The following is a 16,152-nucleotide window of genomic DNA, read 5'->3' as shown; positions in this document are numbered from 1 at the left end:
CACTTGGTAAGAATCATCCGAACCCATCGAAATTCCCTGCGAGACAGGCAGGTTCGACGGTAACCTCCTTGCCCGCGTCGCGTTCGAGGCATGAATCTCGGGAAACGACGCACCCCACGGCCGGGAGCGGCGTCACTAAGGTCGGGCAACGAGTACCGTCCCCGACCGAAAGGCCACCATGCCCAGAGCCACCCGACGCACCGCGGCCGCGGTCGCCGCCGCACTCGTGACCACGTTCGGCGCCGCCACCGGCGCCGGGCCCGCCGCGGCCGACCCGGCAGGCATCGTTGTCGAGAGCGCTCCGGCCGGTCCTGCGTCGGAAGTGCCGGGCGCGGCCGAGGCCCGCACCTTCACGTACCGGACCGCGGGGGCCGGCGGCCTGTCCGGAGGCATGGTGTTCGAACCCGAAGGCACCCCGCCGCAGGGCGGTTGGCCGATCGTCGCATGGGCGCACGGCACCGTCGGGATGGCCGACGGGGACGCGCCGTCGCGCAACGGGGTGAACTACCCCATCTATCGCACGCTGTTCGGGGACTGGCTCGACCGCGGATTCCTGGTGGTGGCGACCGACTACGCGGGTCTCGGAACCCCTGGCCTGCACCCGTACCTGGACGCCGACGTGGCTGCACGCAACGTCGTCGACTCGGTGCGAGCCGCCCGGGAGCTGTACCCGGCGGCGGCGTCGCGGTGGGCCGTCGCGGGCCAGTCGCAGGGCGGGCATGCGGCCCTCGCGACCGCAACGCGCGCCGAATCCCTGGCTCCCGAACTGGATTTCCGCGGCACCTTCGCCAGCGGGGCGCCGACCAACCTGGACCGCCTGGCCGCCCTCGCCGGACCCGACTTCCCGAACCTGCGGCTCGACGGACTGACCCTGTACCTCGCGTACATCGCTGCCGGACTGCGCGAATCCCGGCCCGACCTCGACCTGAATCAGTACCTGACGCCACTCGGCCGGGACCTGGTCGACGCCGCCGACACCACCCCACTCGCACAGTTCAAACCGCGCGCGAACGCGATGTCGGTCGGCAGCATGTTCGTGCGGTCACTGGCCGGCACGCCCGTCCCGCAGGCGCTGACGGACTATCTCGGGGTTTCCCCGTACGGCTTCGACCGTCCGGTCATGCTGGTGCAGGGGCTCAGCGATCGGGTCGTTCCGCCTGCGTTGGGCCTGTTGTTCGCGGCCGAACTCACGGTGGCCGGCCAGCAGTACCAGCTCGAACTGCCGTCCGCCGGGCACGTCGACGGCCTCGAACAGTCGATCCCCGAAGCGGGCGCCTTCCTCGAGCGCATCCTCCGCTGACCACCTCCCCGTACCCCCACCCGGCGACTGAACGGAAGCGTTCACTCGATCAGATCGACTGAATGTTCCGTTCACTCGCCGGGGCAGTCGGGCTCCGGACGCCCCTGGGACCGGGCGGGGTCGGACGACGGGCGGGATCAGATGCTGATGCGACCCTCGACGGCGGCGAGGCCGATGTCGGTGCGGAAGTGCCCGCCGGGCAGCTTGATCGCGTCGAGCCTGGCGTAGGCGTCGGCGCGGGCGCCCTCGAGGTCCGCGCCGGTTCCGACGACGCTGAGCACCCGGCCGCCGGCCGACACGACCGCACCGTCCGCGACCTTGGTCCCGGCGTGCAGGACACCTTCGCCCTCGGCGCCGACGATCTTGTCACCGGTGCGCGGGGTGCCCGGGTAGTTCTCGGCGGCCAGCACGACGGTGACGGCGGCGCCGTCCCGCCAGTGCAGCGGCGGCAGCGACGCGAGGGTGCCGGTCGCGGTCGCGTTCAGCGCCTCGCCGAGCGGCGACTCGAGCAGCGCCAGCACGGCCTGCGTCTCGGGATCACCGAAGCGGCAGTTGAACTCGACGACGGCCGGGCCCTCCTTGCCGATGGCCAGGCCGGCGTACAGCAGGCCGGAGAAACCGCTGCCCCGTGCGACCAGTTCGGCCGCGACCGGCTTGACGACGTCCTCGACGATCGCGGTGACGGTCTCGGCAGGCAGCCACGGCAGCGGGGTGTAGGCACCCATGCCGCCGGTGTTCGGGCCGGTGTCGCCGTCGCCGACGCGCTTGTGGTCCTGCGCGGGCAGCAGCGGCACCACGGTCTCGCCGTCGACGAGGCAGAACAGGGACACCTCGGGGCCGTCGAGGAACGACTCGAGCAGCACCGGGTGCCCGTGCTCGAGGATGTCGGCGGCATGCGCGCGGGCGGCGGCCCGGTCCGTGGTGACGACGACGCCCTTGCCCGCGGCGAGCCCGTCGTCCTTGACGACCCAGTTCGGGCCGAACCGGTCGAGTGCCTCGTCCAGCGTGGCCGGGTTGTCGACGACCTCGCTGTGCGCGGTCTTCACCCCGGCGGCGGCCATGACGTCCTTGGCGAACGCCTTGGAGCCTTCGATCCGGGCTGCGTCGGCGGACGGCCCGAAGCAGGCGATGCCCGCCGCCCGCACGGCGTCGGCGACACCGGCGACCAGCGGCACCTCCGGTCCGATCACCACCAGATCGGCCTCGACCTGCCTGGCGAGGGCGACGACGGCCTCACCGGAGGCCGCGTCCACCGGGTGCTGCTCGGCGATCTTCGCGGTGCCGGCGTTGCCGGGAGCCGCGAAGAGCGCCGTCACGCCCGGATCACGGGACAGGGCGAGCAGAAGGGCATGTTCACGGGCTCCGGAGCCGATAACGAGTACGCGCACGGACCTCAGACTACGTTCCGGTCTGCCCGGTCGGCGCGGTCAGGTCGTACAGCGTGACCCCGTCGACGGTGCTGGAGGTGAAGTTCTGCGTCACCCATTGCGTGATTTCCGACGCCGTACCGCTGCCGCCCATGCCGCCGCCCATGCCGCCGCCGGCGATGAAGTAGTGGACCTTCCCCTCGTCGACGTACTGCTGGAACTGCTGCAGGGTCGGTGACGGGTCACTGCCGTTGAACCCGCCGATCGGCATCACCGGCCGCTGGGTGGCCAGCTGGTAGCCCGATGCGCTGTTGGAGCCGATCGCGGCGGCGACCCAGGTGTAGCGGTCGGCGCCGTCGGTCAGCAGCGCGGTCAGTTCGTCGCTCGGCCGGCTGCCGTTGAGCAGCCCACCGACCGCGCCGCCACCCATGCCGCCGGGCAGCTCTCCCGTCGGCAGGCCGCCGGGCGCCTGCGCGAAGCCGTCCCGACCGACGCCGGGCGCCTGCCCCATCCCGCCGGGCATCTGCCCCATCCCGCCGGGCGTCTGCCCCATCCCGCCGGGCGTCTGCCCCATCCCGCCGGGCATCTGCCCCGTCCCGCCGGGCGACTGGCCCATCGCACCGGGCATCTGCCCGCCCATCCGCTGTCCGGCGGCGCGGCCGTCTGCACCGCCCGGACCGCCGCGGCCACCGAAGCCCATGCCCCCGGTGTTCGGGCCGGCGGAGACGATCGAGCCCGTGTGCGGGGTCGCGATGGTGTGGACGGCGTACGCGGTGGGCCCGGCCAGTCCCGCGAGCAGGACGGCGACCGCGACCCCGGCGGCGAGTCGGCCGGTCAACCGGGGCAGCAGCAACCCGGCTGCGGCGACCACACCGACGACGAGCACCACCCAGCGCAGCCAGGGCACGAAGGTTGCGCTGCGGCCGAGCAGCTCCCACGACCACACCGCGGTGACGAGCATCGTGACGGCGGAGGTCACGCGCACCCACAACAGGTCGCGGTGGCGCCAGGCGGTGACCGCGCCGGCACCGACGAGCGCGCCGATCATCGGCGCCAGCGCCACGGTGTAGTAGGCGTGGAAGATGCCGGCCATGAAGCTGAACACCAGACCCGTGGTCAGCAGCCAGGACCCGAACAGCACGAACGTGGCGCGTTTGCTGTCCGTGCGGGCGAGCCTGCCCCGCAACACGATTCCGAGGACGCCCAGGATCAGCGCGGCCGGGATCAGCCACGCGATCTGCCCGCCCTGAGCGGAGTCGAACATGCGGGTGATGCCGGTGCTCCCCCACATGCCGCCACCGCCTCCGCCGGGGCCTCCGGGCGGCATCCCGCCGGGCACCGCACCCACCGCCGTCTCGGCCACCGCGCCGCCGGCACCCTGGCCGGCGCCCAGCCCCTGGACGGCACCGCCGTCGCGGCCGGGGGTGACGCTGCCGCGCTCGTTGCCGTTGAGGCGGCCGAGCCCGTTGTAGCCGAGGGTCAGTTCGAGGATCGAGTTCTCCTGCGAGCCACCGATCCACGGCCGCGAGTCGGCGGGCCACAGTTCGACGGTGAGCAGCCACCAGCCGGCGGAGACCACCATCGCGGCCAGCGCCGCGAACAGCTGCGCGATCCGCTTGCCGAGCTTCGGCGGGCCGAACAGCAGGTAGGTCAACGCCAGCGGGGGCACCACCAGCATCACCTGCAGTTGCTTGGTCAGGAAACCGAACCCGACGAAGACGCCGGTGAGCACGAGCCAGCGGGTGCGTCCGTCCTCGATCGCGCGCAGCAGGGCCCACGCGGCGGCGAGCGTCAGCAGCACGAGAAGCGCGTCGGGGTTGTTGAACCGGAACATCAGCGCGGCGACGGGAGTCACCGCGAGCACCAGCCCGGCGAGCAGACCCGCACCCGCGCCGAAGCGGCGGCGGACGATCGCCCAGAGCAGCGCGACCGACGCGACCCCCATCAGCACCTGCGGCACCAGGATCGACCACGAGTTCAGGCCGAACGCCCGCACCGACAGTTCCATGATCCACAGGGACGCGGGCGGCTTGTCGACGGTGATGGAGTTCGCGGCGTCCGACGAGCCGAAGAAGAACGCCTTCCACGACACCGAACCCGCCTGCACGGCCGCGGAGTAGAAGGAGTTGGCCCAGCCGGAGGCACCGAGGTTCCACAGGTAGGCGACGGCGGTGCCGATCAGCAGGGCCGCGAGCGCCCACGGCTCCCAGCGCGACCGGGGTCGCGGTGCGGGGGCGTCGGGGACCACCGGTTCGTGGTCGAGTACGGAGGTTGTGGTCACTGGTCGACTCCCTGGGGCTGACTGCGGAACGGGGTGGGGTGCCGGAACACCCACCGGAGTGCAACGAAACGAGACACGGTGGCAACGAGATTCGCGACCACGAGGACCGCGAGCTCCACGTGTCGGGACGCGCCGGGCGCCCAGTGGTGCAGGACGAACAGGGAGCCGCTGGTGAGCAGCAGTCCGAACGCGAACACGGCGAGACCCTGCAATTGATGCCGGGCCGCGCCTTCGGATCCGCGGATGCCGAACGTGAACGCGCGATTGGCCGCGGTGTTGAGGACGGCCGTGATCAGCAGCGCCGTGAAGTTCGCGGCCTGCGCGCCGAGCGCCGAGTGCAGCATCAGGTACAGCACCATGTACGCGAGTGTCGACCCGATGCCGACGACGCCGAACCGCACCAGCTGCCCGACCATCCCGTGCGGGACCCCCGCGACGAGGGGCTCGCGGCCGAGGCTGGTGCGCAGCGCGGCCACGGGCAGTTTGCCGGTGGCCAGCGCCCGCCCGACCCGGACCACACCCTTGAGATCGGCGACGGCGGTCGCGACGATGTCGACGGTGCTGTCGGGGTCGTCCACCCAGTCGACGGGAACCTCGTGGATCCGCAGCCCGACGCGTTCGGCGAGGACCAGCAGTTCGGTGTCGAAGAACCAGCCGGTGTCCTCCACGAGCGGCAGCAGCTGGCGCGCGACATCGGTGCGCATCGCCTTGAAACCGCACTGGGCGTCGGAGAACCTGGCGCGCAACGCGCCACGGAGGATCAGGTTGTAGCAGCGGGAGATCACCTCCCGCTTCGGTCCGCGCACCACCCGCGACGAGCGCGAGAGCCGGGAGCCGATCGCGAGATCGGAGTGCCCCGACACCAGCGGCGCCACCAGCGGCAGCAGCGCGTTGAGGTCGGTCGACAGGTCGACATCCATGTAGGCGACGACCTGCGCGTCGGACGCGCTCCACACGGTCCGCAGGGCGCGGCCGCGGCCCTTCTCGTCGAGGTGCACCACCCGCACGTTGTCGAATTCGGCGGCGAGCCGGTTCGCGACGGCGAGGGTGGTGTCGGTGCTCGCGTTGTCCGCGACCGTGATCCGGCTGGGGTAGGGCATCGCGTCGGCCAGGTGCCGGTGCAGTCTACGAACACAGCGGTCGAGGTCGCGTTCCTCGTTGTAGACCGGGACGACCACGTCGAGCGTCACCGTGCCTGCGGCCGGCATCGGCAGCTGCGGGTCGCGGCGAAAGAGAGACTTCGTCATGGCAGCAACGGTGACGGCCGAACCTGCGCCCTCGCTGGACCGTGACTGGCAGTTTCCTGTGCGCCTTGACCTTCGGGTTACCTGAAGCCCGATGATGACCGGGTGTCACATGCCGAACTGATCACCATCGGGGTCTTCGCCCGGTCGAGCGGGCTGACCCCGAGCGCGCTGCGCTTCTACGCGGATTCGGGTCTGTTGCAGCCCGCCGAGGTCGATGCGGCGTCGGGCTACCGCTACTACACCCGCGACCAACTCGACCGTGCCGTGACGATCCGCCGGCTGCGCGAGATCGACATGCCGCTCGAGAAGATCGTGGAGGTCCTCGATGCCGGCCCCGAGGAGGCCGCCGTCCTGATCGACCGACACGTGGACGACCTCGCCGAGCAGGTGCATCGGGCCCGGCGGACGGCCGCCGAGGTGCGCGGGGGTCTCGGCCGCACCGGCGGGCCGCTGCCGGTGGCGACGGTGCCCGGCCCGGTGCTCGCGACGGCCGTCGAGCAGGTCCTCGCGGCCACCGCACACGAGCCGGACCATCCGGTGCTGGGCGGAGTCCGGCTCGAGGCGTCCGCCGCGTGCCTGGTGCTGACCGCGACCGACCGCTACCGGCTCTCGACGCGGACGGTGGCGCTCGATCCGCCCTGCCGGATGGACTGGGCGGGCACCCTCGACGGCGACGACCTGCGCCTGGCCCTGCCGTGGACGCGGCGCCGGACCGTCGTGGAGTTGGCCGCCGACCGCCACGGCCTGCACCTGCGCGCCGACGGCGACACCCGGCACTGCCGCCTGCTGGCCGACCCCTTCCCCGACCACCGCGCGATGCTCGACGCGCTCGCCCCGGTCGTCACGCGGGCCGTCGTGCCCCGGAACGCGCTGGTGCACGCCCTCGAACGGCAACGCGGCCATCGTGTGCTGCTGCGGGTGTCGGGATCGGCGGTGGCGGTGTCGACACCCGACGCGGCCGGGAGCCCGGTCGTCGTCGCCGCCGGTGTCCACGGACCCGACGCGGAGATCACCTTCGAGATCACCACGCTTCATCCGGCGGTCGCGACCGCGGTCGGACCCGACCTGATGCTCGACATCGCGGCAGCCGACCAGCCCGTCCTCGTCCGCTCGGCCGACGACGGGGATCTGACCACCGTGGCGATGCCCGTCCGCCCGACCCCTGACGAAGGAGACGACACATGAGCGCACCGAATCCGACCGACGACAGCACCATGGATGCGATCGCCGCGGCGACGACCGTCGGCCGGGGCGGCGATCCCGACACCGCCCGCAGCCAACTGCTGGCGCTGTGGGAGCGGATCACGCCGACCGGGGACGCGCTGCACCGCTGCACGCTGGCCCACTACCTCGCCGATCTGTACCCGGACCCGGCACAGGCCCTGATCTGGGACGTCCGGGCACTCGATGCGGCGGCGGCGCTCACCGACGAGCGCACGCAGCGCCACCATCCGGGACTGCGGGTGGCCGGCTTCTACCCGTCGCTGCACCTGAACATCGCGGACAATCTCCGCAGGCTCGGATCGTTCGACGCGGCCCGCGAGCACGTCGACGCCGGACGCGGGAGCGCGCACGCGCTCGCCGACGACGAGTACGGCGCCGTGTTGCGTCGCGCGCTCGACGAGGTCGAGGACGCGGTGCGGCAGCGGTCGACGACCCCGCGCCCGAGTGCGCCCGGCCGGGCGGGCTGACGGCACGGGACTGCCATCGCGGCCGCGCTGTCCCGCTCGGCGGGAATCGGCCACGATGCGGACCGGTCGAATTCCTAGCATTCGCGTCATGACCGAGGCCTCGTCCGTCCCCACCAGCGCGGGCCCGTGCCGGAGTTTCGAGGCCACCGTTCGCGACGACTGGATCGACGTCAACGGCCACATGAACGCCCAGTTCTTCGGGCTGCTGATCTACGACGCGCACGCCCGGTTCACGGATCTCATCGGTCTCGGGGACGACTACGTCGAGCGGACGCGGTTCGGCAAGGTGGTTGTCGAAAGCCACATCACCTACGAGCACGAACTGCGGCTCGGCGAATCGGTCGGCGTGGACTCCTGGTTGCTCGGGGTCGACGACAAGCGAGCGCACTTCTTCCACGAACTTCGGTCGCTGGCCTCCGGTCGACGCGTCGCCACGGGCGAGCAGTTGGACCTGCACTTCGACCTGCGGTCTCGTCGGGTGGCGCCGTTCCCGGCGGATGCCCGGGCCAGGCTCGCGCAGTTGTCGGCGGTGCAGTGTTCCGCCGGGGTCCCGGCCGGAACCGGACGCACCCCGGGCGTTCGGGCCTGAGGATCTCCCCGCCACGGGGCGGGGCGCATAATCGCAGCCATGGCATCCGTGTTCAGCATGATCATCGCCGGCGACCTGCCGGGCCGGTTCGTCTGGGAGGACGAGGACGTCGTCGCCTTCCTGACCATCAACCCGATCACCCAGGGGCACACCCTGGTGGTTCCGCGCGCCGAGATCGACCAGTGGCAGGACCTCGACGGCGAGGTGTTCGCGAAGTGCTCGCGCGTCGCGCAGATCATCGGCCAGGCCGTGCGGAAGGGCTTCGATGCGCCCCGCGCCGGCCTGCTGATCGCCGGCCTGGAGGTGCCGCACCTGCACCTGCACGTGTTCCCGGCGTACAGCCTGGGCGACTTCAACATCTCCGGTGCCGACCCGAACCCGTCGCCCGAGTCCCTCGACGAGGCGCAGGCCACGATCAAGGCGGCCCTGCGCGACCTCGGCCACGACGCGAACGTCCCCGCCTGACCGAAGCGTCCGATCCCCGCCCGTGCCCCTCGTCCGGCCCGCAGATCCCGCCGGTCCCCGGCATGAACGGAACCATTCAGTCGATCTACTCGACTGAATGCTTCCGTTCATGCCGAGCGGGGGGGCGGGCTGTGGCGGGGCTTTGGCGGGGCCGGCCGGGAAGGTCCCGGCGAGCGGGACATGACGTGCACGGCAACGGGTCGACGGGGTTGATTGGGGTTCCCTGCCCGTCCCCTTCAGGAGTTGTGACCGCCATCGTGACCGCCACCGATTCCCCGCTGTACCGTCCGTTGCGCGTTCGCGGGCTCGAGCTGCCGAACCGCATCGTGATGTCCCCGATGACGCGCACCCACTCCCCGGGCGGTGTGCCGACCGAGGACGTCGCGCAGTACTACCGGCGGCGTGCCGAGGGCGGCACCGGACTGATCGTGACCGAGGGTGTCGCGATCGGTCATCCGAGCGCGGTGGATCACCCGGACGTGCCGAACATCTACGAGCCTGCGGCCGTCGACGGGTGGCGGCGAGTGGTCGACCAGGTGCACGAGGCGGGCGGCCGGATCGCGCCGCAGCTGTGGCACGTCGGCCCGCTGTTCGGTGCGATGCGCCGCATCGACGACGTGACGCCGATGCGCCCGTCGGGCGTGTGGGGCGAGCCGGGCGTGACCTCCTACTCGCAGGACTACGTCGAGCGCGCCGTCGTGCCGACCGCCGCGATGACCGAGTCGGACATCGAGGCCGTGATCGCCGCGTACGCCGACGCGGCGCGGACGGCCGCCGAGATCGGCTTCGACGCGATCGCAATCCACGGCGGCCACGGCTACCTGCTGGACTCGTTCCTGTGGGCCTCGACGAACCTGCGGGACGACGCGTGGGGCGGAGACCTGCAGCGGCGCACCGCGTTCCCCGTCGCCGTGCTGCGGGCGATCCGCGAGGCGATCGGCGAGGACCTGCCGATCATCTACCGTTTCTCGCAGCACAAGCAGCAGGACTTCGCCGCGCGCCTCGCCGAGACGCCCGAAGAGCTGGGCGCCATCCTCGGTGCCCTCGTCGATGCCGGGGCGGATGTTCTCGACGCCAGCTCCCGCCGATTCGACGCCCCGGCGTTCGAGGGTAGCGACCTGTCGCTGGCCGGCTGGGCCAAGCGCACCACCGGTGCGATCACGATGGCCGTCGGTTGCGTCGGACTCGGCAAGTCGCTGCGCGACGGCCGCCTGGCCGGGCCGACGGTGGAGTCCGTCGACAATCTCGACGAGCTCGAACGACGCCTGGCCGCAGACGAATTCGACCTCGCCGCGATCGGGCGCCTGCACCTCGCCGACCCGCGCATCGCGGAGACGCTGCGCGCAGGCGGTCCGCTGCCCGAGTTCGACCGCCGCGTCCACGAGGCCGTCCTCACCTAGTCGACGGTGCCGGGCGGCCCCTCATTCCGCCCGGCACCGTCTTCCGCCACCGCTCCACCCGCCCCGTTCTCGGTGCGCCCGGAGGACCGCCGCACCCTCACGGGTACCCGATTTCGGGTCCTCCGGTTCTTCGAGTCCTGGCGATTCTTCGACGCCCCCCTCGGGTCCGTCGATTCACCAACCCTTGACCGCGGTCCCGTCCCACCCCGGATCCGCCAACAGCTCCGGTGCCGGACCGACGAAGGCGCGCGCGGCGTCGTTGTCACCAGCGAGGGTGAAGCGCAACCACGCGGTGAGGTACCCGCGGAATCCACCTCCGTCGGTCGGCCAGTTGTGCCCCACCCCCAGCAGGCGGCCGCGGGCCGCGGGACCCGGGCTCAGGCCCTGGTAGGCGGCCTGCGGAATGGCCGTCGAGACCGGATCCTCGGCCCCGGTCAGATAGAACACCGGACCGGTCAGGCGAGTCACGTCGATCACGTCGACGGGCCGAGTGGCCCACCAGGGGTCGGGTAGGTCGAGCACGGCGGTGGAGGTGATGAGCCCGTCGGAGTCGGTGCTGGCGTTGATCGAACCCCCGGCGCCCTGCGAATGTCCGACCGCGGCGACGTGAGCGATGTCGATGCGATCGTGAAAGACGCTCGCCGGGTTGTCGTTCTCCGCCAGGATGTAGCGCGCTGCCGCCAGGATCTCGGTCCCGTCGCCGGTGACGCTGCTGTCGGCGACCACGACGACGAAGCCCCAAGACGCCAGGTGGCGTAGCAACTCCTCGTACTGCCTGTACGTCGCGTAGCTTCCGTTACCGAAGGTGACCACCGGATGGCGGTCGGGACCGGTGGCGATGTCGGCGGGATGGAACACCTGATATCCGGGCACCGCAACCGATGTGACGGCGTGCATGCCGGTGGCCGCGTAGCGCTCGCTGACGGGTTGCCGTTCGGGAGTAGCGGGAGCCACCGGTGCCGCGGGAGCCGATGCGAGCGCCGGCGCCGAGAATCCGGACGCCATCGGCATCGCGATCATCGCGCTGACGATCAGTGTCCGGGCACATCGGGTGGAGGGCAGCAGAGGTCGCCGTAACGTCACGGACCCACCCTACCCAGCGCGGTCGGAAGAGAAGTCGGTGTCGAGCGCCGGCGTGGAACCGGTTCGCAGAACCGGCTACTCGTCCCCGCTGACACGCGGAAGCAACACCCGGAACACCGCTCCCCCACTGTCGGGGGACTCCACGGTCACGGTGCCACCGTGCGCGGCGACGAGGGCAGCGACGATGGACAGGCCCAGCCCGCTGCCACCGGACTGCCGGGTGCGGGACGAGTCGGCCCGGTAGAACCGCTCGAACACGCGGTCGCGCGCTTCGGCGTCGAGGCCCGGCCCGGTGTCGGCGACCTCGAGCAACGCGTGCTCGCCGACGGTGCCGACCCGCACCGTTATCGCGGCGTCGGCGGGCGTGTGGCCGAGAGCGTTGCCCACGAGGTTCGTCAGCACCTGACGGATCCGGGCGTCGTCGCCGAGCACCTCCGGCCGCCCCGGGCCGTCGACGACCTCCAGCGCGATGGACCGCTCGGGGGCGATGGCCCGGGCCGCGTGAACGCCGTCGGCCGCGACCGTCAGCAGATCGACCGGGACCTGTTCGAGTGGACGCTGCGCGTCGAGCCGGGCCAGCATCAGCAGGTCCTCGACGAGCAGGCCCATCCGGGACGCCTCGGACTCGATCCGCGACATCGCCTGACCGGCATCGGGAATCGCACCCTGCCGATAGAGTTCCGCGAATCCGCGGATCGTGGTGAGCGGGGTGCGCAGTTCGTGGCTGGCGTCGGCGACGAACCGCCGCATCTTCTCCTCGGAGCGGCGGGCCGACTCCTCGGACGCCTCGGTCGCGGCGAACGCCGTCTGGATCTGCTCGAGCATCCCGTTCAGCGCGACCGTCAGCCGACCGACCTCCGTGCGGTCCTCACGGATCGGGATCCGTTGGTGCAGACGCCCTTCCGCGATCGCGGCCGCGGTTTCCTCGACCTCCACGAGTGGTCGCAGGCTGCGGCGGACCACGAAGTACCCGATCACCCCCAGCGCGACGAGGACCACGACACCGATTCCGATCTGCAGACCGATCAGCCGTTCCACGGTCGCGTCGACGTCGCCGAGTCGCACCGCGACCGTGACGGCGCCGTCCGGCGTCGTCGACGTCAGCACCCGCCAGTGCTTGTCCGGGTCGCCGATCGAGCCGACCGTCGCCGGTCCCGACCCGGTGTACTCGGTGAGATCCGGATCGACCGGCAGGTCGTTGATCTCACGGGTGGCCCCGTCCGGGGTTTCGCTGCGCACGTAGAACTGGCTCGGAGGGCGTGACGGCCCCGGCTCCGAGTCCGGTGGCGGCAGCGGGTGCAGGCGGGGTTTCGCCCAGGTGTGCGACGCGTCCCGCAGCGAGGTGTCGATCCGGGAGATCAGCGAGTTCTTCATCGCCGAGGTCACCGCCACCCCGGACGCGAGCAGGCCCAGCGCAGCCAGCACCAGCAGCGCCGCCACCAGCGTCACCCGCAGAGGCGGCCGGCGCACTCCGCGCATCCGCGCTACCTCGGCTCACGCATGACGTACCCGACGCCACGCAGGGTGTGGATCAGGCGCGGCTCGGTGGTGTCCACCTTGCGGCGCAGGTACGACACGTAGGACTCGACGACACCGACCTCGCCGCCGAAGTCGTAGTGCCAGACGTGGTCGAGGATGCGGGGTTTGCTCAGCACCACACCGGCGTTGACCATGAAGTAGCGCAGCAGGGTGAACTCGGTCGGCGACAGCGACACCTGCTCCCCCGCCTTCCACACCTCGTGGGTGTCGTCGTCGAGCTCGATGTCCGCGAACGTGATCCGGGACGATTCGACGACGTTCGGGTCCCGGGTCACGCGGCGCAGGATCACCCGCAGCCGGGCCACGACCTCCTCGAGGCTGAACGGCTTGGTGACGTAGTCGTCGGCGCCGAGGGTCAGCCCTGTCACCTTGTCCTCGACGGCGTCCTTCGCGGTGAGGAACAGGACCGGGGCGTCGATGCCGTCGGCACGCAGCCGGCGCAGCAGGCCGAAGCCGTCCATGCCGGGCATCATCACGTCGAGGATCATCGCGTCGGGCCGGAACGCCTTCGCCTTGTCGAGTCCCTCGGCCCCCGCGGACGCGGTCTCCACCTCGAAACCCTGGAAGCGCAGACTCACCGACAGCAACTCGACGATGTTCGGCTCGTCGTCGACGATCAGGATCTTTGCATCGGGTTTGGTGACAGTCACTACGCCATCATCACCCCGATCCCTGTCCGGTCGCTGATCGCCATCTGGGAGTTTCCTGTGAGCCTCTGGTCAGATCGCTCACATCCGCTACTCCCCCCGTGTGAGCCGTTGCTACGGTGGAAGCGTCAACGACGACATCCGGACGAGCGCACCGTACCCGGCCAGCGAAAAGACGGTGCCTGGGAGGGATTTCGTCATGGCCTGGATTGTTCTCGTCATCTCAGGTGTCCTCGAAGCCGTGTGGGCGACCGCCCTCGGCAAGTCCGACGGCTTCACCCGGCTGGCCCCCTCCGTCGTGTTCGGCGTCGCGATCGTCGCGAGCATGGCGGGCCTGGCGTACGCGATGCGGACGCTGCCTGTGGGCACGGCCTACGCGGTGTGGGTCGGCATCGGTGCCGCACTGACCGTTGGATATGCGATGGTCACCGGCAGCGAATCCGCGTCGGTGATGAAGGTGCTGCTCATGCTCGGCATCGTCGGCTGTGTGGTCGGCCTCAAGGCCCTGCACTGACCCGCGACGGATCCGGTCGGCGTCCGTAATCGGCGGTTACAGTGATCGCATGAACCTGGTGGCGATGGTCACACTGCCGGCGAGGGTGGGCCTCCTGCTCACCGACACCGCGCTGGGCGTGGCCGAGTCGGCCCTGGGTGCGGCGCGCGTGGTGGTGTCCGCGTCGGTGACCGGCGACGTGGCGGGCCTCGGCGGCCTTGCCGCCGCGAACCCGTCCGGCCCGCTCAAGCTGCTGCAGCAGGTCGCCGAACTCGCCTCCGATCAGCGTCCGCTCGGGCAGGCGATGCGCCCGGGCGGTCCTGTCGACCGGCTCCTCGAACCGGGCGGCGTCGTCGACCGGCTCACCGCGCCCGGGGGCACCCTGGAACGGATCATCGAACCGGGCGGCCCCCTCGAACGCCTCCTCGCCCCGGGCGGGCCGGTGGAGCGCCTGCTCGACGAGGACGGCCCCGTCGAGCGGCTCCTCGCCCCCGGCGGCCTGCTGGATCGGCTCACGGCCGAGGACGGCCCGCTCGAACGACTCACCGCGACCGCCGGACCACTCGAAACCCTCACCAAGGAGGGCGGCATCATCGACCGTGCCCTCGAGGAGGGCGGCGTGCTCGAGTCCCTGCTCGCCAAGGACGGCCCGCTGGAACGGATCATCGCCGAGGGCGGTCCACTCGACCAGATCGTGTCGCTGTCGGAGACCCTCACCTCCCTCGCCCCGAACCTGGAACAGATGGGCGACAGCATCGAAATGCTCCGGGAGACCGTCGGTGTCCTCAGCGCCGCCGTGGGGCCGCTCGGTGAACTCGCGGGCAGACTGCCCGGACGCTGGCTCAAGAGCGGCCGGCCGAACGCGACCGAATTGCACTAGCCCCCAACGGCCCCGTCGTCAGGTGCTCGTCGTCGTCAGGTGCTCGTCGAGGAATCCGTAGACCCGGCGCCAGGCGTCCCGGGTCTGCTCCTCGCCGTACGCGAACCCGACGACCCGCAACAGCGGTGCCGCGGGACCGGCGGGCAGGTGGTTGGCGAAACTGTGCCCGACCCCGGAATACGTCTTGACGTCGTGCGGAATTCGCTGCCGGTCGAGGGCGGCGGACAGTTTCGCGCCTGCCCGCGGCAGGATCGGGTCGCGGGAACCGTAGCTGGCGACGATCGGGCAGGCCCCGCCGAGCGCCTCGTCCAGGTGCCGCGGCAACGGGCCGTAGAAGGGAGCGGACGCATCGAAACCCATGGGCGACAACGCCAACGCGAATCCACCGCCCATACAGAATCCGACCACCGCGACCGCGCCCGTGCAGTCCGAGCTCGCCCGCAGGTGATCGCGGGCGGCGAGCAGGTCCGTGAACGCCCGCCCCCGCCGGCGGATCAGGTCGCGGAACACGCCCGTCATGCAGCGCGCGACGCCGCCGCGCGAGTAGAGGTCCGGAGCCAGCGCCAGGTAGCCGTGGTCGGCGATGTCCCGTGCGATGCCGCGGATATCGGCGCCGAGGCCGAGCGCGTCGTGCACCACCACGACGCCCGGGTGCGGGCCGTCGCCGTCCGGCCGTTCGAGTACCGCGTCGATCGCGCCGTCCGGAGTGTCGATGGTGAGTGCTGGCATCGCTGACCTCCGGGCCGGATAGGGCGTCGGGTCAGGATAGCCGCCTCACCGCGGATCGGTTGGCGCCTCGGCCTCATTCGCGTCCCGCAGTCGGTCGAGCTCCGCCTCCACCGCGACCAGTCGCCGGTACAGCGCCTGGACGGCGGCCATGCAGACGCCGTTCGCGTCGACCTGGGCGATGCTGCGGTCCGAGGACCCCAGCCCGAAGGTCTGGGCGAAATCCTGCGCCATCGGCCCGAGGTGCCGGACCGATTCGTGGTCGAACCGGTAGGTCCACACACTGAGCGGGAGGCCGGCCAGGCGTTCGAGCACCTCGTTCGCCCCCTCCGGAACTCCGGATTCGGCCGCGACGCCACGGCGCCGGGCCGCGTGGGACCGCAGCCACGCGAGGGGATGGTGGACAACCACCGTCGATTGGCGGCCGTCCCGGTCACTCACCGG

The 16,152-nt window shown here is 71.4% G+C and carries 16 protein-coding genes and 1 riboswitch; of the genes, 8 read left to right on the top strand and 8 right to left on the bottom strand.

What is annotated here, in order from left to right:
• The first annotated feature begins 178 nt into the window (after positions 1 to 178).
• Positions 179 to 1,300 (top strand): alpha/beta hydrolase family protein, encoded by a 1,122-nt coding sequence (locus ACWEPG_RS16300; RefSeq protein WP_450115396.1) that lies wholly within the window; start codon positions 179 to 181, stop codon positions 1,298 to 1,300.
• Positions 1,301 to 1,437: 137 nt separating this feature from the next.
• Here ACWEPG_RS16300 and purD read toward each other — a convergent pair whose 3' ends face one another.
• Genes purD through ACWEPG_RS16285 form a run of 3 tightly spaced genes read right to left on the bottom strand, consistent with a single transcriptional unit; the run spans position 1,438 to position 6,195 of the window.
• A complete protein-coding gene (gene purD, locus ACWEPG_RS16295) occupies positions 1,438 to 2,688 on the bottom strand; it encodes a phosphoribosylamine--glycine ligase (protein WP_452594797.1) in 1,251 nt (416 codons plus the stop codon).
• Between the two features lie 10 nt (positions 2,689 to 2,698).
• On the bottom strand, positions 2,699 to 4,948 hold the full coding sequence (locus ACWEPG_RS16290) for a glycosyltransferase family 39 protein (protein ID WP_452594796.1): 2,250 nt from the start codon (positions 4,946 to 4,948) through the stop codon (positions 2,699 to 2,701).
• Positions 4,945 to 6,195 carry a glycosyltransferase gene (locus ACWEPG_RS16285; RefSeq protein WP_452594795.1) on the bottom strand — a complete coding sequence of 417 codons (1,251 nt, stop codon included), beginning with the start codon at positions 6,193 to 6,195 and terminating at the stop codon, positions 4,945 to 4,947. The genes ACWEPG_RS16290 and ACWEPG_RS16285 overlap by 4 nt, the downstream gene beginning before the upstream one ends.
• 102 nt (positions 6,196 to 6,297) lie before the next feature.
• Here ACWEPG_RS16285 and ACWEPG_RS16280 point away from each other — a divergent pair, with 102 nt between their 5' ends.
• The 5 genes from ACWEPG_RS16280 (at position 6,298) to ACWEPG_RS16260 (ending at position 10,340) form a co-directional block, all read left to right on the top strand.
• Positions 6,298 to 7,380, top strand: a complete 1,083-nt coding sequence (locus ACWEPG_RS16280; protein WP_452594794.1) for a DNA polymerase III subunit beta family protein — start codon at positions 6,298 to 6,300, stop codon at positions 7,378 to 7,380.
• Positions 7,377 to 7,886: a hypothetical protein gene (locus tag ACWEPG_RS16275; protein ID WP_452594793.1), complete on the top strand. Its 510-nt coding sequence runs from the start codon at positions 7,377 to 7,379 to the stop codon at positions 7,884 to 7,886. The genes ACWEPG_RS16280 and ACWEPG_RS16275 overlap by 4 nt, the downstream gene beginning before the upstream one ends.
• Before the next feature lie 88 nt (positions 7,887 to 7,974).
• Positions 7,975 to 8,475 (top strand): thioesterase family protein, encoded by a 501-nt coding sequence (locus ACWEPG_RS16270; RefSeq protein ID WP_452594792.1) that lies wholly within the window; start codon positions 7,975 to 7,977, stop codon positions 8,473 to 8,475.
• Between the two features lie 39 nt (positions 8,476 to 8,514).
• Positions 8,515 to 8,940 (top strand): HIT family protein, encoded by a 426-nt coding sequence (locus ACWEPG_RS16265; RefSeq protein WP_450133099.1) that lies wholly within the window; start codon positions 8,515 to 8,517, stop codon positions 8,938 to 8,940.
• 245 nt (positions 8,941 to 9,185) lie between these two features.
• On the top strand, positions 9,186 to 10,340 hold the full coding sequence (locus ACWEPG_RS16260) for an oxidoreductase (RefSeq protein ID WP_452594791.1): 1,155 nt from the start codon (positions 9,186 to 9,188) through the stop codon (positions 10,338 to 10,340).
• A 174-nt stretch (positions 10,341 to 10,514) separates the two neighbouring features.
• Here ACWEPG_RS16260 and ACWEPG_RS16255 read toward each other — a convergent pair whose 3' ends face one another.
• The 3 genes from ACWEPG_RS16255 to ACWEPG_RS16245 all read right to left on the bottom strand — a co-directional run bounded on the left by ACWEPG_RS16255 (position 10,515) and on the right by ACWEPG_RS16245 (position 13,612).
• On the bottom strand, positions 10,515 to 11,423 hold the full coding sequence (locus tag ACWEPG_RS16255) for a poly(ethylene terephthalate) hydrolase family protein (protein WP_450133101.1): 909 nt from the start codon (positions 11,421 to 11,423) through the stop codon (positions 10,515 to 10,517).
• A gap of 75 nt (positions 11,424 to 11,498) precedes the next feature.
• Positions 11,499 to 12,902, bottom strand: coding sequence for a sensor histidine kinase (locus ACWEPG_RS16250; RefSeq protein ID WP_452594790.1), 1,404 nt, complete (start codon positions 12,900 to 12,902; stop codon positions 11,499 to 11,501).
• 5 nt (positions 12,903 to 12,907) lie between these two features.
• Positions 12,908 to 13,612, bottom strand: coding sequence for a response regulator transcription factor (locus ACWEPG_RS16245; protein ID WP_450116596.1), 705 nt, complete (start codon positions 13,610 to 13,612; stop codon positions 12,908 to 12,910).
• Positions 13,613 to 13,731: 119 nt separating this feature from the next.
• Positions 13,732 to 13,794, top strand: a riboswitch (guanidine-III (ykkC-III) riboswitch).
• 14 nt (positions 13,795 to 13,808) lie between these two features.
• Here ACWEPG_RS16245 and ACWEPG_RS16240 point away from each other — a divergent pair.
• Positions 13,809 to 14,123, top strand: coding sequence for a DMT family transporter (locus ACWEPG_RS16240; protein ID WP_450116595.1), 315 nt, complete (start codon positions 13,809 to 13,811; stop codon positions 14,121 to 14,123).
• A 49-nt stretch (positions 14,124 to 14,172) separates the two neighbouring features.
• Positions 14,173 to 14,982, top strand: coding sequence for an ABC transporter (locus ACWEPG_RS16235; RefSeq protein ID WP_450116594.1), 810 nt, complete (start codon positions 14,173 to 14,175; stop codon positions 14,980 to 14,982).
• An 18-nt stretch (positions 14,983 to 15,000) separates the two neighbouring features.
• On the opposite strand, the gene ACWEPG_RS16230 is transcribed toward ACWEPG_RS16235, so the two are convergent.
• The gene (locus ACWEPG_RS16230) at positions 15,001 to 15,711 is read right to left on the bottom strand and encodes a dienelactone hydrolase family protein (RefSeq protein WP_450116593.1); all 711 of its coding nucleotides are present in this window, start codon (positions 15,709 to 15,711) and stop codon (positions 15,001 to 15,003) included.
• Between the two features lie 45 nt (positions 15,712 to 15,756).
• Positions 15,757 to 16,149 carry a tail fiber domain-containing protein gene (locus ACWEPG_RS16225; RefSeq protein ID WP_450116592.1) on the bottom strand — a complete coding sequence of 131 codons (393 nt, stop codon included), beginning with the start codon at positions 16,147 to 16,149 and terminating at the stop codon, positions 15,757 to 15,759.
• Positions 16,150 to 16,152: the final 3 nt, after the last annotated feature.

It is taken from the genome of Rhodococcus sp. NPDC004095 (assembly GCF_053604015.1).
The sequence above is the reverse complement of the archived record's forward strand: the minus strand, read 5'-3'. Positions and strand labels throughout refer to the sequence as shown.